The organism is Corynebacterium sp. ACRPO (assembly GCF_022347205.1).
Classification (GTDB): Bacteria; Actinomycetota; Actinomycetes; order Mycobacteriales; family Mycobacteriaceae; genus Corynebacterium.
Map to the genome: position 1 here is coordinate 21690 of NZ_JAKRNE010000004.1, position 20092 is coordinate 41781.

Here is a 20092-nt window from a genome sequence, read left to right on the forward strand (position 1 = left end):
TGTTATTCGGTGCCGAGCAGGGTGCGCACGGCGTCTGCATTGGAGTTTCCGGCGGGTAGGCCAAGTGGGTACTCGCCCGAGAAGCAGGCGGTACACAGCTCGGAACGGGGCTGTTCGGTGGCGGCCACCATCTCCTCGATGGAGACAAAGCCCAAGGAATCGGCGCCGATGGTGTCACAGATAGTGGCGCAGACGGTTTCCGGATCGTCGGAGGGGCTGGCGTTAGCGATCAGCTCGCCCGGAGAGGCGAAGTCGATGCCGTAGAAACACGGCCACTTCACTGGCGGGGAGGCGATGCGCACGTGCACCTCGGCGGCGCCGGCCTCGCGCAGCATGCGGATGAGCGCGCGCTGGGTATTGCCGCGGACGATGGAATCATCCACCACGACGAGCTTCTTGCCGTTAATGACTTCACGCAGCGGGTTGAGCTTCAAGCGGATGCCCAGCTGGCGCAGGGTCTGGGTGGGCTGGATGAAGGTGCGGCCCACATAAGCGTTTTTGACCAAGCCGTGGGCGAAGGTGATGCCGGATTCGCGGGCATAGCCCACAGCGGCCGGGTTGCCGGATTCAGGAACCGGGATGACCAGGTCCGCGCCCTCGGCCGGGTATTCGCGGGCCAAGCGGCGGCCAATGTCCACGCGGGAGGCGTTGACGGAGCGGCCCTTGATATCGCTATCCGGGCGGGCCAAGTAGACGTACTCGAAGACACAGCCGTGGCGCTTTGCCGGCGCGAAGTTAACGGAACGGATGCCGGCCTCATCGATGGCGACGAGCTCGCCGGGCTCAATCTCGCGAATGAACTGGGCGCCGCAGATATCGAGCGCACAGGTCTCGGAGGCCACCACCCAGCCTTTGGCCAAGCGGCCGAGGACCAGCGGGCGCACGCCGTGCGGGTCGCGCGCGGCGTACATGGTGTGACCATCGGTAAAGGTCAGGCAGAATGCGCCCTTCACGCGCGGGAGCAAGTCACGGGCGGAGTCGAAGACGGAGGTGTCTTCATCCACGCCGTCGGCAAGCAGCATAGACAAGCACATGGAGTCAGATACGGACTCCTCATGGGGCTTAATCAAGCCGCGCTGCACGGCCTCCTCGCGCAGCTCTAGGTAGTTGACCAGGTTGCCGTTGTGTCCAAGGGCGATGTCTACCCCGGTGGAGGAGGTAGAAAACATCGGCTGGACATTGGACCATTCCTTGCCGCCGGCGGTGGAATAGCGCGTGTGGCCCACCGCCACGTTTCCTTGGAGGGCGGACAGGGTGGACTCATCAAAGATATTGGCCACGAGGCCCATGTCCTTGAAGACGACGATGCGGTCATCATCGCCTACCGCAATGCCGGCAGCCTCCTGGCCACGGTGCTGCAGGGCGAAGAGACCAAAGTAGGTCAGCTTGGAGACTTCCTCCCCGGGAGCCCAAACGCCATAGACGCCGCACTCTTCGCGGGGCTCCTGCTCATTCTGATCGTCAAGATTGGTGATACTAGGAGTATGTACTTCTACCACGGCGTTTATATTAGCCTGTCGCGCCGCCGGAAACTAACGGAATAAGCGGCAACCACTGCGCAATTTCGCCTGCGCGGGAGCCGGAAGCATCGACGCGACCAGTGTTTACGGCCTCTTCCCAGTCCGCCAATCCGGTGGCAAGGCGCAGCCAGGTTTCCGGGTCGGTCTCCACCACATTGGGTGGGGTGCCGCGGGTATGGCGGGGTCCTTCAATGCACTGCACCGCAACAAATGGGGGTACGCGCAGCTCCACGGAATGGCCCGGCGCGTCGGCCTCGAGGGTGCGGGCGGTGCGACGTACGGCGTCGGCAAGCAGGGCCCTACCAGGCTTATCGTGCTCCGCCGGGGCGGCAATCCAGTCTTTGATGGCCATAACGGCCGCGCGGGTGGCTGCGGGATCGACGGGCTTTTTCATAGCTACATCATAGCTACTGTTATCTTGTTGTTTATGTCACCTACGCCTTCCGTTGCGGAAAATCAGAAATCGCCGGCGCTGACGCTGCGCTTTATGGCATCGCCAACCGACGTCACCATGGCCGGCGCCCCCGGCATCAGCGGCGGACGCGTCTTGGAATGGATTGATAAGGCCGCCTATGCCTGCGCCGTGCAGTGGTCCGGCCAATACTGCGTGACCGCATACGTGGGCCATATCCACTTCACCCGGCCGATCCCTTCCGGGCACATCGTGGAGGTGCGCTCGCGCATCGCTATGACCGGGCGTTCCTCCATGCACATCGTCAACGAGGTGCTCTCTGCCGACCCGCGCGAAGGCATTTTTACCCGCGCCTGCGATTGCCTGGTCATCTTCGTAGCCAAGGACCCGGCCACCGGTAAGTCCACCCCGGTGCCGGCCTTTGGCCCCGAGACCGATGAGCAGTGCCGCGTGGAAGAGGCCGCCAAGTCCCGCATCGAGCTGCGCAAGGCCATCGAGGAAGAGATGGAAAAGCAAACCTACAACGGGCCTTCCGATGCCCCGCGCATGGTCAACCGCTTCCTGGCCAAGCCCACCGACGTCAACTGGGGCGGCAAGGTCCACGGCGGCACCGCCATGCAGTGGATCGATGAGGCCGGCGCAGCCTGCACCATGGAGTGGTCCGCGGAGCGCACCGTTGCCGTCTACGCCGGTGGCATCCGCTTCTACAGGCCTATTTCCATCGGTGATCTCATCGAGGTCGACGCTCGCATGATGCGCACCGATACCCGCTCCATGCAGATGTCCATCCACGTCCGCTCCGGCAATCCCCGCGGTGGCCGCGATAACCTGCAGACCGCCATTCATGCCACCGTGGCCTATATCGCCCTGGACCACGATGGCCAGCCGCAGGTAGCCCGCCCCTTCCACCCGCATACCGAGGAAGACAAGCGCCTGGCCGAGCACGCCACCCTCCTGCGCGGACTGCGCGCCAAGTACTCGCCGAAGCCGCTAGTGGTGGCGCCGTCGAATCAGCACATCGACTAGCCGCTCTCCCCTCGTTTCGGTGTTAGCAAGTCCATAGTGACAGCGGGCTCCACGCCTTTCTGCGTTAGATGGACGTATATGCGGCCGACGATTCCCGCCGCCCGCTTTCGCCTCCCACACACAGAAACGAGGGACTATGCACACCTCCACAATGCGTCGCTCGGCCCGCGCCGGCCTTGCTCTAGTCGCTTCCGCTTGCCTTTTGGCTTCCTGCCAGAATCCGGATAGCCACCCCGAGGAGCAAACCTCGGCCGCGGCACCCGAGTCCTCCGCGCCACACAGCGCGACCAGCGCCGCACCCGCAGAGACCACCGAGGCCTCCGCAGCGGAAAACGAGGGCCCACACGCCACTGCCGAGGGCCACGTGGTGGTCCTTTCCACCGGCGGCACCATTGCCAGCACGCACGATAAAACTGGTGCGGTGGTTCCCACCGTTACCGGCTCCAAGCTGGTGGAGCCCCTCTCCGGCACCTTTGACAAGGACAAGCTCACGCTAGAGGTCAAAGACATTGCCAAGTTGGATTCTTCCGCGATGACCTTGGACGATACCGATACCATCATCGAGGCCGTAAATAAGGAGCTACAGCGCGATGATGTCGATGGCGTAGTGGTCACCCACGGCACCGATTCCATGGAAGAGACCGCCATCGCCGTCGATACCTTCCAAGACAGCGATAAGCCGGTAGCCCTTACCGGAGCGATGCGCCCCTTTGATGACCCGGATCCGGATGGTCCGGACAACTTGGCGCTCGCGGTCAAGACCGTAACCGACCCTTCCAACAAGGGCCGCGGTACCTTCATTGCCTTTGCGGACCACGTCATCCCCGCCCGCGGCGCTTTTAAGTCCGATACGACCAAGGCCGATGGCTTTGCCAATAACAATGGCAAGAAGCAGCCTAAGCGCCCAAAGGCTCTGAAACATCAGCCGCTGGGAAATACCCGCGTCGATATCATCGCCGCCTACCCCGGCGCGCCGGCTGACCTTATCCAGCGCTCCTTGGACAGCGGCGCCGAAGGCATCGTGATTGAGGGAATGGGCGCCGGCAATATCGGCGACGAGCTAGCCCAAGCCGCTAAGGCCGCGGCCAAGAAGGTTCCGGTTGTGCTCACCACCCGCGTGGATCACGGCCCGGTGGAAGGCATCTACGGCGGGGCCGGTGGCGGTGCCACGCTTGCCGACGCCGGCGTCATCTCCTCCGGCACCTTGCGCGCTCCCCAAGCCCGCATGCTGCTAGCCGCCGCGATCACCACCGATACCGATCCCGCGGAGCTCTTCCCCGCTACCGACTAAGCAGCCCCCTGAACCACGACCACCCACACCGCCACGAGGTGCACCACCGCCGCTGCGATGGTCGCGGTGTGGAAGTGCTCGTGATAGCCGTAGTAACGCGCATTGCGCCCCGGCCACTTAAAGCCATAGACCAGCGCGCCGAGCGAATAAACCACGCCGCCGGCGAAGAGCAGCCAGACCACGGCGGCCCCTGCCTGCGTCCACAGCGTGGGCAAGAGCGGCAGCACCAGCCAGCCCAGCGCTAGGTAGACCACCACGTCTAACCAGCGCGGATGACTAATCCACACCAGGTTCAAAATCGCGCCGAGACTCGCCCCCGCCCAGGCAACGCCTAGCATCCATGCCGCCTGCACCGGCGATAGCACGATGAGGCACAGCGGCGTGTAGGTCGCGGCGATAAATACCGAAATGGTCGCGTGATCCGCCCGCCGCCACCACTGCACCGCACGCGCGCTCGCCCATGGGTAGCGGTGGTAGAGCGCCGAAACACCAAAGAGACCCACCAGCCCCACTCCGTACACGGTCACACCTAGCCCCTGCCACCACTGCAGTGTCATCCACGCATAGGTAATGAGCACAGTAGAGGCAATTACCGACAACAGCGCCGCAATTGCATGCCCCCAGCCACGGCTTAGCGGCCTGGGCCCGCGGTCGGCCATCCAATAAGTGCGCTGGACAAGGCCCGGCCCCGGTGCGCCATTCGCATGGATCTGTGCCACGGCGGTACTTCCCTTCCACTGACCTGAAACGGATAACTTACGATACCGTAAGTGTACGGGCACAGGCAGAAGCCTTCAAGGACCTCATTTCGAAACGCTCGACGCATGCTGCGGTTGCAGCGGCGGCTTAAAGGAACAAAACAAGAAAAGCCCAGCCGAAGCTGGGCTTAACTTGTGTCCGCGTCGTTGTGCGACGGGGGTGCGGGCGGCTTACTCCACTACGGAGTTAGCGCCCACAGCATGGTCGAAGAGGTCCGGCAGGGTGGCGGACCAGGCGGCGACCAGCTGGGAGATGGCGACGGACTCGCCGCCGAGGGTGAGGGCGCCGGTTTCGGTGGTCTCACCAACGATGGCGGCTGGGATTCCCAGCTCGCCGGCGCGGGCGAGGACCTGATCGGCGCGGTCGGCGGTGGTGGCCACGAGCACGCGGGAGGCGGACTCGGAGAAGGCAGCGACAAACTCGTCCTCGTGGACCGCGGTGAGGTCCAGGTTGAGGCCGAGGCCAGCGCCGTCGGCAGTCGCACCGGCGCGCTTAGCCATTTCAAAGGCGGTGACGGCAAGGCCACCCTCGGAGATATCGTGTGCCGCGGTGAGCAGCTCATTGCCGTGGAAGAACTCGGCCAGGCGCTTCTCGTTGGCCATGTCCACCTGCGGCGGCAGGCCATTGAGGGAGGAAGCATCGGAGGTATCGGCGCTGACCTGCTGCCAGATGGAGCCGCCGAACTCGTCCTTGGTCTCACCCAGGGCAATGAGAACTTCCTTCTCGCCCACGGTGCCCAGCTCGTTGCCGATGGCCTTGTGTACGTCATCGATAACGCCCAGCACGCCCACCACAGGGGTGGGCAGGATCGGTTCTTCGCCGGTCTGGTTGTAGAAGGAAACGTTGCCGCCGGAGACGGGGATGGAAAGCTCCACTGCGGCGTCGGCAAGCCCATGCACAGACTCGCGGAACTGCCACATCACGTCGGGGTTCTCTGGGGAGCCGTAGTTCAAGCAGTTGGTGATAGCGACGGGCTTGGCGCCGGTGACGGCGACGTTGCGGTAGGCCTCCGCCAGCGCGAGGCGGGCGCCCATGTTCGGATCCAGCTTGGTGTAGCGGCCGGACGCATCGGCGGAAACGGCCACGCCGCGGCCGGTCTCCTCATCGATGCGCAGCACGCCGGCGTCCGCGTGGTGGGACTGGACGGTATTGCCGCGCACGTAGCGGTCATACTGGTTCATGATGAAATCGCGCGAGCACAGCGCCGGGGAGGACACGAGCTTCTGCAGGGACTCGACCAGGCCGCGCTTGTCGGTGCCCTGGTACTTCTGCAGCTCGTCCTGCCACTCCGGGCGGGCATACGGGCGGTCATACTCCGGAGCCTCGTCCGCAATGGTGCCGGCCGGGGCATCCACGACGACCTCGCCCTGGTGGCGGATGACCAGGTGGTTACCCTCGGTGACCTCGCCAATCTCAGCACAGGTGACGTCCCAGTGCTCGCAGATTTCGCGGAACTTCGCCACGTTCTCCGGAGCCACAACGGCGCACATGCGCTCCTGGGACTCGGAGGCGAGGATCTCAGCCGCGGTCATATTCTGCGCGCGCAGCGGCACGTTATCGAGGTTGACCTCCATGCCGCCATCGCCGGAGGCAGCCAGCTCGGAGGTAGCGCAGGCCAGACCCGCGCCGCCCAAGTCCTGAATGCCTACGACCACGCCGGCGTGGTAGAGGTCCAGGCAGCACTCGATAAGCACCTTCTCCGCGAAGGGGTCGCCCACCTGCACGGCCGGCAGCTTGCGTTCGGCGCCGTCCTCGAAGGTATCGGAGGCCAGCACGGACACGCCGCCGATGCCGTCCAAGCCGGTGCGGGAGCCAAAGAGCATGACCTTATTGCCCTTGCCAGATGCAAAGGCCAGCTTCAGGTCATCGACCTTGAGGGTACCCACGCACAGCGCATTGACCAGCGGGTTACCGGCATAGGTCTCATCAAAGACGGTTTCGCCTCCAATATTGGGCAGGCCCAGGGAGTTGCCGTAGCCACCCACGCCGGAGACCACGCCGGGAAGGACGCGCTTGGTATCGGGGGCGTCGGCAGGCCCAAAGCGCAGCTGGTCCATCACAGCAATAGGGCGAGCGCCCATGGCCATAATGTCGCGGACGATGCCGCCCACGCCAGTGGCCGCACCCTGGTAAGGCTCCACGTAGGAGGGGTGGTTGTGGGACTCCACGCGGAAGGTCACCGCGTTGCCGTCTCCGATGTCCACGACGCCAGCGTTCTCACCAATGCCGGCGAGGATCTTCTCGCCCATCTCCTCGGTCATGGTCTCACCAAAGTAACGCAGGTGTGTCTTGGAAGACTTATAAGAGCAGTGCTCGGACCACATGACGGAGTACATGGTCAGCTCCGCATCGGTGGGGCGGCGGCCCAGGATGTCATGAATGCGCTGGTACTCGTCATCCTTCAGGCCGAGTTCCGCGTAGGGCTGCTGCTCGTCCGGGGTGGACTGTGCCTTTTCTACGGTGTCATTATGAACGGTCATGAAAATGGCCTCCTTAAACCGCCGGCGCCTGGGCGACGGCCTTGATGGCGGATACGAAAAGTCCCAGTCCGTCGGTGGATGGGCCGGTTAGCGTGTCAATGGCGTGCTCGGGGTGCGGCATGAGGCCCACAATGCGGCCGGACTCATCGCTCACACCGGCAATGCCGTTGACGGAACCGTTGTAATTATCGGTATAGCGGAAGACCACGCGGCCCTCGCCCTCGATGCGGGCGATATCATCATCGCCGGCCTGGAAGCGGCCTTCGCCGTGCTTGGCCGGCACCAGGATCTTCTGGCCCTGCTCAAACTCGCTGGTCCACGCGGTGGTGGAATTGGCCACCTCAAGGTAGGTATCGGTGCAGTGGAAGTGCAGGCCCTTATTGCGGGTCAGCGCGCCTGGCAGCAGGCCCGCCTCAGTAAGGATCTGGAAGCCATTGCAGATGCCGAGCACCGGCATGCCCTGCTTCGCACGATCAATAACGGACTGCATCACCGGCGCGAGCGCGGAAATAGCGCCCGAACGCAGGTAGTCACCATAAGAAAAACCGCCCGGCACTACTACCGCATCCACGCCGTGCAGATCGGTATCTGCGTGCCAGAGGCTTTTCACCTCTGCGCCGGCGGTGCGGGCAGCGCGAGCGGCATCTACATCATCCAGGGTTCCGGGGAAAGTGATTACTCCGATTGTGGCGGTCACTTACTTGACCTCCAGCCCAACAACCTCGTAGTCCTCGATGACGGTATTGGCCAGCAGCGTGGCGGCTACCTTCTCCAAGTCCTCTGCGGTGACGGAGTCATCGACCTCGAGCTCGAAGCGCTTTCCCTGGCGCACATCGCTGACACCGGATACACCGATGCGACCCAGCGCGCGGACGACGGCTTGGCCCTGCGGATCCAGAATCTCCGCCTTGGGCATGACATTGACAACTACACGAGCCATGAAATATTTGCCTTACTGTATGGGGCTTTGGTCTGCGCGGCTTAGTTTAGTTGGCACCCCCGCCTTTTACCTAGACTCACCCCCGCAGTGTGGGTTTCACCCCGGTCGAGCAAACTCTACGTGAACCCCAAACGACGCTCTGGCAAACTTCGGCGTGCGCTCCAGCCTGGCCCGGCGCGGTGCTCTACTAATCGACGACGCACACTGTCGCTCTCTGTTTAAGGTTGAATCTATGTCTTCTCGCCGCCTCGGCGCGCTGGCACTTGCCACCGCCTTGTCCTCTGCCGCCCTTGCCGTTCCTACCGCCACGGCCGCCACCGATGGCTCCGCCGCAGTCATCTCCGAGGTCTTCGGGGGCGGCGGCAATAAGGGCGCTGCCTTCACCCATGACTTCATCGAGCTCTATAACCCCACCGATGCCCCGATTGACCTGACCGGATACACCGTGGAGTACTTCTCCGCCTCCGGCAATACCGGTGGCAAGGTGGAGCTTTCCGACACCATCGCGCCGCACGGCTACTTCCTGGTGCAGGGCGCGGCCGGCAATGGCGCGGGCGAGGCCCTGCCTGCCCCAGACGCCGAGGGCAACCTCAACATGTCCGGCTCCAAGGGCTCCGTGCAGCTTGCCGACGCCACCGGTACCCCCATCGATACCATCGGCTACGGCGCCGCTTCCCTCAAGGAAAGCACCGCCGCCGCGGGCCTGTCCAATACCAAATCCGCCTCCCGCGACGCCGAGGGCACCGATACCGATGACAACGCCGCCGACTTCACCACCGGAGCACCTACCCCGACCAACTCCGGTAACGAGGCCCCCACCCCGCAGCCCGAGGAGCTGGTCGAGCCCGAGCAGCCGGCTCCCGAGGGGGTCACCGCCATCGCCGATATCCAAGGCACCGGCGCCGAATCCCCATTCAAGGACCAGACCGTGGCCACCGAGGGCGTCGTCACCGGCGTGTGGTCCGAAGGTGGACTCAATGGCTTCACCATTCAGACCGGTGGTACTGGCAACGAGGCCACCGATGCCTCCCAGGCCATCTTCGTCTACATGGGTAACAAACCAGCCGATCAGTACCCTGCCCTTGAGGATTCCGTCGAGGTAACCGGCAAGGTCTCCGAATTCTATGGCTCCACCCAGCTCACCGCCTCCGCGGTCACGCAGCTCGATACCCCGCTGGAGAAGGTCACCCCGCTCAAGGTAGACCAGCTTCCCGATGGCAACGAGGCCCGCGAGCCCTTCGAGCACATGCTCATCCAGCCAGGCGAGCACACCGTGACCAATAACTATTCGCTCAACCAGTACGGCGAGGTGGGCCTCGCCCCGGGCAAGGAAGCCTTCCGCCAGCCTTCCGATATCTTCTCCCCCTCCACGGATCCCAACTCCGATATCCAGAAGCTCACCAAGGACAATGCCGATAAGCTGGTCACCCTGGACGATGGCCGCACCCGCGACTATCTCAAGACCGACCAGAACACCCCACTGCCTTATATCGCCCAGGATGATGCCCAGACCATCAAGTCCCTGCGCACCACCGATACCGTGTCCTTCCAGCACCCCGTCATCGTGGGCTTCTCCCACGACCAGTGGCGCTTCCAGCCCACCACCCCGGTCACCGGCAACACCGCGGGCGCAGACCTGCCCATCTCTTGGGAGGATTCCCGCGCGACCGAGCTGCACGCCATCGATGACGTCAAGGGCGAGTACACCATCGGCGCCTTCAATGTGCTGAACTACTTCACCTCCTTGGGCGAGGAATTCGGCGGCAGCGCCTACACCGACCGCGAGGGCAATAAGGTCACCGTCAATCGCGGTAAGACCCGCGGCGCCTATACCCAATCAGCACTAGAAGACCAGGAGCGCAAGATTGTCGCGGCCATCAACGGCCTCGATGCCGACGTCATCGGCCTTTCCGAAATCGAAGATGGCTACGCCGTCACCGGTGACTTTACCCAGCGCGATAAGGCCCTCAAGCACCTGACGGAAAAGCTCAACGAGGCCGCCGGTTCCGAGAAGTGGGCCTTCGTCCCCTCTCCTTCCGAGGACGCCGTACCGGACTCCCCGGATGTCATCCGCACCGCGTTCATCTACCACAAGGATGTGGTCAAGCCCGTCGGCGAATCCCGCATCTTCCAGGATGATCGCTTCACCGGCACCGCCCGCGAGCCACTCGCCCAGGAGTTCCAGCCGTTAAAGGAGGGCGAGGAATCCTTCGTTGCCGTGGCCAACCACTTCAAGTCCAAGGGCTCCGTAGCCAAGGGCGACGCCGACTCCGGCGACGGCCAGGGCAATAACCCGAACGTCCGCAACGCACAGGCCCAGGCCGTCCTCGATGCGCTGCACAAGCAGGAAGACTGGAAGGACAAGCCGCTATTCGCCCTGGGTGATTTCAATACCTACACCCACGAGACCGCGCTCGATGTCTTCCGTAACGACGGCTTCACCGTCCCCGCCGAAAAGTACGAGGCTGACCCTTCCTACCAGTTCTCCGGCCTGCTTGGCACCCTCGACCACGTGCTGGCCAATAAGGTTGCCACCGGCACGCTTGACGACGCCCAAGTGTGGAACATCAACGCCGACGAACCCGTCGCCTTCGAATACTCCCGCCGCAACTACAACATCGTGGACTTCTACGATGACTCCCCATTCCGCGCCTCCGACCACGATCCGGTCAAGGTCGGATTCACCCTCGGCGCGGACGACTCCGCCGGCCAGCCAGACGATCCTGCGGATGATCCGGCGGATAAGCCTTCCGATGAACCTTCCGATAAGCCAGAGGACAAGCCCTCAGAAAAGCCCGGTAAGCCTGGCTTCGGTTCCACCTCCAGCACTAGCTCCGTCGGTGCCGGTATCGCCGCTGCCATCGCGGCCATCGCCGGCCTTATCGCCATCCCCGGCTTCCTCGCGGTGACCGGCAACCTCCAGAAGACCATCCCGGCCCCCATCTGGGGCATGCTGCCGCAGGAGGTAAAGAACTTCATCACCGGCCTGCAGCGCTAACCGCCCGCAAACGAAGACCCCGCTCGCTTTTGGATAAATCCCAGGCGAGCGGGGTCTTAATTTTTGTGATTTCAACGCCTAACCGCGTTTTCTGCCTACAGATGCGTGTTTCTTTCCAGCATTAGACAGAGGATTTAGGCCTCAAGCTTTGGCTTAGAGCGGTCAAACGCTAGCAAGAGCAAACCGATGATGACCCACGCAGCGAGGACACTCCACGCGCGAGTTGCCCCAGCGCCGTCAAAGTAGGAAATCGAGCGGATCAAGAAACCCGTGGAGCCGATGGGCATCAGTTGTCCTAGCGTGGACCATCCCGCAGGAAGCAGCCACGGTCCAGTAGCGAGACCGGACAGAGGATTACCCACGAAGATGGTAAGAACTGCACCGATTCCAATGCCCGGTGTCCCGATTAGCGCAGCAAGGCCCGCTGTAATTGTTGATGTCGCCAATATGCCCAGAGCAATTCCTAACCACTCCTGAAAAATATTTCCATCCAGGGTCCCATAGACTCCGTGCAACATCCACACCACAAGCCCAGCACCGAGGGCAGCAATTCCGGCAAGAGCAAAAAGCTTCATCCACTTGTGCCCGCGCAGCAGGAAGGCAGACAGTACAGCGGAGACAATGCCACCAAAGGCAAGGGGCAGCCCAAGCATTGAAATGCCACTTGCCTGCGGATCATCCTCGGTCAAGGGGGCAAGATCTTCAGTTTTTACCTGGGCGCCGGTGGCTTCTAGCTTCTTTGCCATGCCGTCGAGCATCTGCACATACGGACTGCCATTGCCGGAAGCCTCATAAACAGTAGCTTCACCCTTGCCAATGACTACCGCACCCACAGCCTCTCGGTTCTGCACCATCTCTTTGGCTCTATCCGAAGAATCCACGGAAATGAGATCCGGATGCTCTTCATGTTGTTCCATCTCAGATGTGATCTTTGCTTGAACTGGTTCGGGCCCAGCGATAGCAATGGGTACTCCGGATGGACCCGACCCAAATGATGGCGCCAGAAAGGCCCAGAGCATCAGAAAAATTACAACTGGCACTCCGAAGGTAATTGCAAGCATTTGCGGAAGGGGACGCCTCGTGGTCTTGGCGGTGTCCGTTCCGGCTGTAGAAGTAGACATGAGCTTTCTCCCTATTTGGAACACTATGTTTCACTTGACTAAATGGAGCATACTGTTCCATTTACTTTTCTGTCAAGGTAGACTCACAACAATGAGGAAAGATGCATCGGACAATCGGCAAGCCATAATTCAGGCGGCAAAGACTCTTATTTCGCGCGAAGGCATAAAGGTCTCGATGCGAGCCATTGCTCGAGAAGCCCAAGTGGGAGTAGCTACAGTTACTCGCCACTACCCCGAAAAAACTGATATTTTTACCGCCATCGTCTATGACGCGCTGGAACAAGTCCGCGCACTAATAGATACCCAACTCGCCCAGTTTCCTGCTGCCCCCGTCGATACTTGGCAAACCACCATCCATGGACTGATAAACCTGCGGCTTCCAGCTATCACGCAGGAAGTAATACCCGAATTAGCAAAGATCTTCACCGAAGAAGATATGAACCATTCGGCCAGCGAGTTGGAGGATGTATATCGTCCTTTTCTCAAAGCAGCCGCCGAGCATGGTCTCTGCTCACCTCATCTGCAGCCATTCACGTTTCACCTGGGCATTATCATGCTTTCTCGGCCTCTCCCCCGCCCAGCTGATGAAAGGTTCGGTGCAGAATTGAACGACATAGTGGAGATTTTCATCGCTGGACTAAGGCGATGGGACGCTGATGAGGTTTAAAGACTTTTAGCGTTCCCGCTCCACTTCGCCGCGCATCCTTCATATCCGAGTGACGGTTGGGCGCAAACACCTGCGGCCAACTTATCCGGTTTTCCGGCTTTTGTCGTCAGGTGCTTCTCAACTCTCGTCCCAGGTCATCGAGACCTGCGACGCTACCGGAAGCAGAAGGTTCGCCGCCTACTTTGGCAAGAAGGTGCCATAATCGGCAGGGGTCGCACCAGCGTTAATAGCCCGGTCGGCAGCTTTGACGAAGTCATGGATCACCTTGCGGTCATCTAGGTTTCGGCCGGACACGGACAGGCGGACGGTATTGCCGCGCTGCGCGGAACGTTCTGCCGCGCGGATGATGTTCTTGCGCCACCACTTAGCGGAACCAAAGCCCTCGCCAAAGGACAAGTTACGGGCCTGGTGGAATTTGCCGGAATTGATCTGCAAAACACCGCGGGTAGAGGCTGCCACCTCAAACTTAAACTGTGGCAAGACCTGCAAGGTGCCGGGAGACATGCGCCAGCGCGGTGGGGCGAAGATTGTGGGTTCGAAGCCGATCTTGGCCATCTGGCGGGTAGCACCCGCGAGTCGGAGCTTTGCCTCGTGGGAGTCGAGATTCGCGAACTCTGCCCGGCGGCCTTGCACCGAGCGGTCGAAACCATTGAGGATGAGAATGCGGCCACCATCGGCTTGGTCTCGAAGCCAGCTTTTGGTGTCTTTGTCTTTGGCAAGGTGCCAGTTGCCGTCGATATGCGGGGCAATCAGCAGGGAAACAGGAATCTCCTCTCGATCAAGGATCGAGAGGAGCCGGCTAGCCTGCTTCCGCGTGTCATCAAAGATGCTGGAGATAGATACCAGAAGGTGGCCATTCATAAGAAAAATTATCGCACAGGAATTCAGGATTCGCGCGTTGGCCCCCTATCCGGGTTTTACTTCTCCAGACCGGTGGCCTTATTAATCGTCCACGCATACTCGAAGGCGTTTTGGCGCCACTTTTCATAACGTCCAGACACTCCGCCGTGGCCTGCAGCCATTTCTGTCTTGAGCAGGAATTCGCCGCCGGTAGCCGTCGCCCGCAGCTGGGCAATCCACTTGGCCGGTTCGACATAGAGCACGCGGGTGTCGTTAAGCGAGGTAATAGCCAGGATGTCCGGATAGTCCTTGGCCTCGATATTCTCGTACGGCGAATAGGACTTCATGTAGTCATAGACCTCAGGATCGTGGTACGGGTCGCCCCATTCCTCCCACTCAGGCACGGTAAGCGGCAGTTCCGGCATGAGGATAGAGGTCAGCGGATCCACGAACGGAACAACGGCCTGGATGGCGGTGAAGCGATCCGGGGCCATATTGGCGATAGCACCCATGAGCATTCCGCCAGCCGAACCGCCCTCGGCCACCATTTGGTCTGCGGTGGTCACGCCGCGGGCGATGAGATCATCAGCGACATCGATGAAGTCGGTAAAGGTGTTTTTCTTCTTGAGCATTTTGCCGTCGTCGTACCAGGTGCGACCCATCTCGCCGCCGCCGCGCACATGGGCAACCGCAAAAATCATGCCGCGGTCCATAAGAGACAGGCGGGTAACGGAGAAAGCCGGATCCACGCTGACCTCATAGGAACCGTAGCCGTAGAGCAGGGTCGGGTTCGGCTGGGTGCGGTCGAGGTCGGCGCGGTGAACAATGGATACGGGGATGTCGGTGCCGTCGGCAGCCGTGGTCCACATGCGGTAGGCCACGTAGTCATCCGGGTTATAACCGCCGGGAACCTCCTGCTCCTTAAGCAGGGTAAATTCGCCGGTATCCACGCGGTAATCAAAGAGCTGGGAGGGCTGGGTGAAAGACACGTAGCTCACGCGCAGCACCGGTGCGTCCCACTCGGGATTGCCGGATACGGACACGGTGAAGAGTTCTTCGTCGAAGTTGAGCTCTTCGAATTCGCTAAAGCCGTCGTTCACGCGCATGATGGCGGCACGGCCGATGCCGCCGCGGCGGTAGCCCACCACAATCTGATCGCGGTAGGTGTCCACGCCCTCGATGCGGGTGGTTTCCTCGTGCGGCAAGAGCGCCGGCAGGTCGCGTAGGGTGGGCAGCTCATCCTTGGCCTTGGTATAGCCGACCTCGAAATTGGGGCCATTGGCGTTGTGGGTGACAATCCAGTAATCCTCGCCCTTAACGATGGCGTGATCGACGTCGTAGTCCACACCAGATTCGCGCTCCCACAGCAGGCGGAATTCACCCTCGGGGTTGTCTTCTTCGAGGACCCACACCTCAGAAGTCACCTTGGAGCTCACACCAAGGAAGAGGTACTTATCGGAACGAGCGCTGCCGATGCCGACGTTGAAGTGCTCGTCTTCTTCCTTGAACACCTGCACGTCTTCGGACTGCGCGGTACCGACCTTGTGGCGCCAGATGGCGTCGGGGCGCCATGCCTCGTCGACGGTCGTGTAAAAGATATAGCCGTCGCCAGCCCAAGTGGCGCCGTAGAAGATGCCCTTGAGGTGGTCGTCGAGAAGCGCGCCGCTTTCCAAGTCCTTAATATAGAGCTCAAAGCGCTCGTCGCCGGCGAAGTCCACGGAATAGGCCAGGTAGCGGCCGGAATCAGAGATGGAGGCCGCGCCGAGGGCAAAGAAGTCCTTGCCCTCCGCCAGCGCGTTGGCGTCGAGGATAATCTCCTCGCCTTCCGGGGTGCCTTCCTCTGGGATGACCGGGGCAGTCCATGGGTCAGCCCCCTCCTCTACCGGGAGACGGCAAGAGTAGCCGTAGCTCTTGCCCTCCTCGGTACGGCCGTAATACCAGTAATCGCCGCGGCGAGAAGGCACAGACATATCGGTTTGCTTGATGCGGGACTTAATCTCCTGGAAGATATTTTCCGTCATCTCATCCAAGTGCGCGGTCTTCGCCTTGGTGTAATCATTTTCTGCGTTGAGGTAATCCAGGGTTTCCTGGGATTCCTTGTCGCGCAGCCACTCGTAGTTATCCAAGAACTCGCGTCCGTGGAAGGAACGGGTCACGGGGTGGACGGCGGCCACGGGGGCGGAAAGATTCTCGTTGCTCATGCCGCCCCACTGTACGCGTGGCGCCCCGTAGAGCGAGAGCTAGGCCTCGGGCGAGAGGAAGTCCGCGAAGCGCTCGCCGGAAAGCCGCTCATAGGCCTCGATGTAGCGCAGGCGGGTGGCGGAAACGACGTCGTTGGGAAGCTGGGGCGGGGTACCGTCAGCGGCTTGATCCCATCCGGAGGCGTCGGAAGTCAGCCAATTGCGCACGTATTGCTTGTCAAAGGACGGCTGGACCTCGCCCTCCACGTAAGAATCGGCCGGCCAGTAGCGGGAGGAATCTGGGGTAAGGACCTCATCGGCCAGCACGAGGGTGCCGTCTTGGTCTAGGCCGAACTCGAACTTGGTATCGGCGAGGATAATGCCCTTCTCCTCCGCGAGCGCGGCGGCCTCGGAGTAAATGCGGAGGGTGGCCGCGCGCAGCTCCTCGGCGCGCTCGGCGCCCAGCTTGTCCACCACGAAGTCGAAGGAGACATTCTCATCGTGCTCGCCCTGTTCCGCCTTGGTGGCCGGGGTGAAGATGGGTTCGGGCAGGCGGGAAGCCTCAACCAGGCCCTCCGGCAGCTCGATACCGCACACGGTGCCATTGGCCTTGTACTCCTTCAGGCCGGAACCGGTGAGGAAGCCGCGGGCCACGCACTCGAAGGGCAGCATATCCAGCTTCTTGACCACCATCGCGCGGCCAAGGCACTCGGCGGGGATGCGCTCATCATCGAGCGGGCCGGCCAGGTGGTTGGGGAAATCGATGGAGTCGAAGAAGAACTTCGAGGTTGCGGTCAGCACGCGGCCCTTGTCTGGGATGGCCGGCTCGAGGGCGTGGTCGTAGGCCGAGATGCGGTCCGAGACCACCATCAGAAGAGTGTTCTCGTCTACATCGTAAATATCGCGGACCTTGCCGGAGGCAAGATGGGTATAAGAAGAAAGCTCAGGTCGCATGACCTTCATTCTAGCGCTCAGGGGTAGCGAGTACGTTTCGATCAAATAAGCCCCGAAATCCGCACGGGATTCGGGGGCTATTTGATCGAAATGCGAAAAAGGAGGGCGCACTGCGAAAGGAAGGCGCCCAGCGAGGCTCGCTTTAGAGGATCTCGCCCGGGGTATAGGCCGCGGCCTTGGGGTGCTCGCCTACCAGCGCGTTGATGCGGTTGAGCACCTGGCTGACCTGGGACTCGGCGGCGCCGATGAAGGCGTGCTTATCGGCCAGGGCGGCCTCGAGGTCGGACTCGTCCATGGGCAGGCGGTCATCGGCGGCGAGGCGTTGGACTAGGTCCTGCTCACCGCCGTTTTCGCGCATATTAAGCGCGACGGCCACGGCGTTTTCCTTGATGACCTCGTGGGCGGTCTCGCGGCCCACGCCGGCTCGCACGGCCGCCATGAGGATGCGGGTAGTGGCCAGGAAGGGCAGGTAGCGCTCCAGTTCGCGGTCGATCATGGCCGGGAAGGCACCGAACTCGTCGAGGACGGTAAGGAAGGTTTCGAATTGGCCGTCGAGGGCAAAGAAGGCGTCGGGAAGCGCGACGCGGCGGACGACGGAGCAGAAAACATCACCCTCGTTCCACTGCTGTCCAGCGAGGTCCGCAGCCATGGTGAGGTAGCCGCGGAGGATGACCTGCAGACCGCCAACGCGCTCGCAGGAGCGGGCGTTCATCTTGTGCGGCATGGCGGAGGAGCCGACCTGGCCTTCCTTGAAGCCCTCGGTGACGGTCTCGTTGCCGGCCATCAAGCGGATGGTGGTGGCCAGGGAGGACGGGGCGGCGCCGAGCTCCACCAGGGCGGAGATGGCGTCGAAGTCGAGGGAGCGCGGGTAGACCTGGCCCACGGAATTGAAGATGCGGTGGAAGCCCAGGTAGTCCGCAATCGCGGTCTCCAGGGAGGCGAGCTTGTCCTCGGAGCCGCCCATGAGATCCAGCATGTCCTGGGAGGTGCCCATCGGGCCCTTGATGCCGCGCAGCGGGTAGCGTGCCAAGAGATCTTCGACGCGCTCGATGGCCAGCAGCATCTCATCGCCGGCCGTAGCGAAGCGCTTGCCCAAGGTGGTGGCCTGCGCGGCCACGTTGTGGGAGCGGCCGGCCATGACCAGGGACTGGTACTCGGCGGCGTGGCGGCCGATGCGGGAGACCACTGCGATGGCCTTATCGCGGATGATCTCCAGCGAGGTGTGGATCTGCAGCTGCTCCACGTTCTCGGTGAGATCGCGGCTGGTCATGCCCTTGTGAATGTGCTCGTAGCCGGCCAGCGCATTGAATTCTTCGATGCGGGCCTTCACATCGTGGCGGGTGACGCGCTCGCGCTCCGCGATGGACTCAAGGTTCACGTCCTCTACCACGGCCTCGTAGGCATCGATGGCCTTGGCGGGGATGTCTACGCCCAGATCCTTCTGGGCGCGCATGACCGCAATCCAGAGCTTGCGCTCCAAGATGATTTTATGCTCCGGGCTCCAGATATTGGATAGCTCCGCGGAGGCATAGCGGGAGGACAGGACGTTGGAAATCTTCTTCTTTTCAGCCACGTGGCTATTATTCCATGCCTGCCCCACCGCGGGGTGAAGGGTTAGAGAGAAATCTCACCGTCTTCTGCTCGCTTGCCGATGTCCCGGCGCACAAACCCACCCGCAAACTCGATGCCGTCGACAGTGGCGTAGGCGTATGCGCGGGCGTCGGCAAGCGTGGCACCCTTGCCCAGCACGCTGAGCACGCGGCCGCCCGCGGTGCGGTAGGCGCCATCGGTATGCACGGTGCCGGCGTGGAGGACGCGCTGCGGATCGTCCAGGGCGGCGCCGGTGATGGCATCGCCCTTGCGTGGGGAGGCCGGGTAGCCCTCGGCCGCCATGACGATGATGACGGCGAAGCCATCCTCCCACTCCAGTGGCGGGAGCTCGGAGAGGGTGCCGGTGGCCGTGGCGTGGAGGGCCTCAGCCAGCGGGGACTTGAGCAGGGAGAGCACTGCCTGGGTCTCTGGGTCGCCGAAGCGGCAGTTGAACTCGACGACGGCCGGGCCTTCTTCGCCCCAGGCCAGGCCGGCGTAGAGCAGACCGGAATAAGGGGTGCCGCGGCGCGCCATCTCCTTGGCCACAGGGGTGCAGACCTCGTCCACGATGCGCTGCACGCCGTCCTCCGGCAGCCACGGCAGCGGGGTGTAGGCGCCCATGCCACCGGTATTGGGGCCCTCGTCGTTGTCATAGGCACGCTTGTGATCCTGGGCTGGAAGAAGCGGGACGACGGTCTCGCCATCGACTAAGCAAAAGAGCGAGACTTCGGGGCCGTCGAGGAAGGATTCCAGCAGCACCGGGTTACCGGCCGCGAGGACGGCATCGACGTGGGCGCGGGCGGCGGCGCGGTCCGGGGTGACCACCACACCCTTGCCGCCGGCCAGGCCATCGTCTTTGACCACGAACTGCGGGCCGAAGCGGTCGAGCGCGGTCTCAATGTCGGCCTCGCCCGCACCTGGGCGCAACTGCTCCGCGCGGGCGGTCTTGACGCCGGCGGACTCCATGACGTCCTTGGCAAAAGCCTTGGATCCCTCGATCTGGGCTGCGTCCTTGCTAGGTCCGAAGACAGCGATGCCGGCCGCGCGCAGGGCATCGGCCACGCCGGCGACGAGGGGAACCTCAGGACCGATGACAACGAGGTCCGCGGCGATGCTCTGGGCGAGCTCGACCATGCGGTTAGCGTCATCTACCTGGGAGTAATCCGGGTGGACGGTAGCGAGAGTGGACATGGCCGCGCTGCCTGGCGCGGCGTGGATTTCGGTGCTCTTAGGGTCGGCGGACAGGCCCTTGACTAGGGCGTGTTCACGGCCGCCCGAACCAATTACGAGAATGCGCATGCCCACCATCATAAC

16 protein-coding genes are annotated in these 20092 nt (G+C 62.3%); 4 read left to right on the top strand and 12 right to left on the bottom strand.

Annotation, left to right across the window (positions count from 1 at the left end):
* Positions 1–2 precede the first annotated feature (2 nt).
* Positions 3–1499 carry an amidophosphoribosyltransferase gene (gene purF / locus MHY22_RS04280; protein ID WP_239278196.1) on the bottom strand — a complete coding sequence of 499 codons (1497 nt, stop codon included), beginning with the start codon at positions 1497–1499 and terminating at the stop codon, positions 3–5.
* 10 nt (positions 1500–1509) lie between these two features.
* Positions 1510–1914, bottom strand: coding sequence for a sterol carrier family protein (locus tag MHY22_RS04285; protein WP_086588954.1), 405 nt, complete (start codon positions 1912–1914; stop codon positions 1510–1512).
* Positions 1915–1947: 33 nt separating this feature from the next.
* Here MHY22_RS04285 and MHY22_RS04290 point away from each other — a divergent pair, with 33 nt between their 5' ends.
* Positions 1948–2958 carry an acyl-CoA thioesterase gene (locus MHY22_RS04290; RefSeq protein ID WP_239278197.1) on the top strand — a complete coding sequence of 337 codons (1011 nt, stop codon included), beginning with the start codon at positions 1948–1950 and terminating at the stop codon, positions 2956–2958.
* A gap of 136 nt (positions 2959–3094) precedes the next feature.
* Entirely contained in the window at positions 3095–4249 is a 1155-nt protein-coding gene (locus MHY22_RS04295) for an asparaginase (protein ID WP_225746450.1), read from the top strand.
* On the opposite strand, the gene MHY22_RS04300 is transcribed toward MHY22_RS04295, so the two are convergent.
* The 4 genes from MHY22_RS04300 to purS all read right to left on the bottom strand — a co-directional run bounded on the left by MHY22_RS04300 (position 4246) and on the right by purS (position 8428).
* Positions 4246–4968 carry a hemolysin III family protein gene (locus tag MHY22_RS04300; protein WP_370658831.1) on the bottom strand — a complete coding sequence of 241 codons (723 nt, stop codon included), beginning with the start codon at positions 4966–4968 and terminating at the stop codon, positions 4246–4248. The two genes, MHY22_RS04295 and MHY22_RS04300, sit on opposite strands and share 4 nt — an antisense overlap.
* A 210-nt stretch (positions 4969–5178) precedes the next feature.
* Complete coding sequence (gene purL / locus MHY22_RS04305; RefSeq protein WP_239278198.1) at positions 5179–7488, bottom strand: phosphoribosylformylglycinamidine synthase subunit PurL; 2310 nt, start codon at positions 7486–7488, stop codon at positions 5179–5181.
* A gap of 13 nt (positions 7489–7501) precedes the next feature.
* On the bottom strand, positions 7502–8185 hold the full coding sequence (purQ, locus tag MHY22_RS04310) for a phosphoribosylformylglycinamidine synthase subunit PurQ (RefSeq protein ID WP_005325791.1): 684 nt from the start codon (positions 8183–8185) through the stop codon (positions 7502–7504).
* Positions 8186–8428: a phosphoribosylformylglycinamidine synthase subunit PurS gene (purS, locus tag MHY22_RS04315; protein ID WP_150850979.1), complete on the bottom strand. Its 243-nt coding sequence runs from the start codon at positions 8426–8428 to the stop codon at positions 8186–8188. It abuts the gene before it with no gap.
* Between the two features lie 232 nt (positions 8429–8660).
* Between purS and MHY22_RS04320 the strand changes: the two genes are divergently transcribed.
* On the top strand, positions 8661–11426 hold the full coding sequence (locus MHY22_RS04320) for an ExeM/NucH family extracellular endonuclease (protein ID WP_239278199.1): 2766 nt from the start codon (positions 8661–8663) through the stop codon (positions 11424–11426).
* A gap of 134 nt (positions 11427–11560) precedes the next feature.
* Here the strand turns inward: MHY22_RS04320 and MHY22_RS04325 are convergent, their stop codons facing one another.
* Positions 11561–12343 carry an ABC transporter permease gene (locus MHY22_RS04325; RefSeq protein WP_239278200.1) on the bottom strand — a complete coding sequence of 261 codons (783 nt, stop codon included), beginning with the start codon at positions 12341–12343 and terminating at the stop codon, positions 11561–11563.
* A gap of 295 nt (positions 12344–12638) precedes the next feature.
* Between MHY22_RS04325 and MHY22_RS04330 the strand changes: the two genes are divergently transcribed.
* Positions 12639–13214: a TetR/AcrR family transcriptional regulator gene (locus MHY22_RS04330; protein WP_239278201.1), complete on the top strand. Its 576-nt coding sequence runs from the start codon at positions 12639–12641 to the stop codon at positions 13212–13214.
* Positions 13215–13391: 177 nt separating this feature from the next.
* Here the strand turns inward: MHY22_RS04330 and MHY22_RS04335 are convergent, their stop codons facing one another.
* The 5 genes from MHY22_RS04335 to purD form a co-directional block, all read right to left on the bottom strand.
* Entirely contained in the window at positions 13392–14075 is a 684-nt protein-coding gene (locus MHY22_RS04335; protein WP_239278202.1) for a DUF2334 domain-containing protein, read from the bottom strand.
* Between the two features lie 56 nt (positions 14076–14131).
* On the bottom strand, positions 14132–16255 hold the full coding sequence (locus MHY22_RS04340) for a S9 family peptidase (protein ID WP_239278203.1): 2124 nt from the start codon (positions 16253–16255) through the stop codon (positions 14132–14134).
* 39 nt (positions 16256–16294) lie between these two features.
* The gene (locus tag MHY22_RS04345; protein ID WP_239278204.1) at positions 16295–17188 is read right to left on the bottom strand and encodes a phosphoribosylaminoimidazolesuccinocarboxamide synthase; all 894 of its coding nucleotides are present in this window, start codon (positions 17186–17188) and stop codon (positions 16295–16297) included.
* 142 nt (positions 17189–17330) lie between these two features.
* Entirely contained in the window at positions 17331–18761 is a 1431-nt protein-coding gene (gene purB / locus MHY22_RS04350) for an adenylosuccinate lyase (protein ID WP_005325782.1), read from the bottom strand.
* Positions 18762–18802: 41 nt separating this feature from the next.
* Positions 18803–20077, bottom strand: coding sequence for a phosphoribosylamine--glycine ligase (gene purD, locus MHY22_RS04355; protein ID WP_239278205.1), 1275 nt, complete (start codon positions 20075–20077; stop codon positions 18803–18805).
* Positions 20078–20092 lie beyond the last annotated feature (15 nt).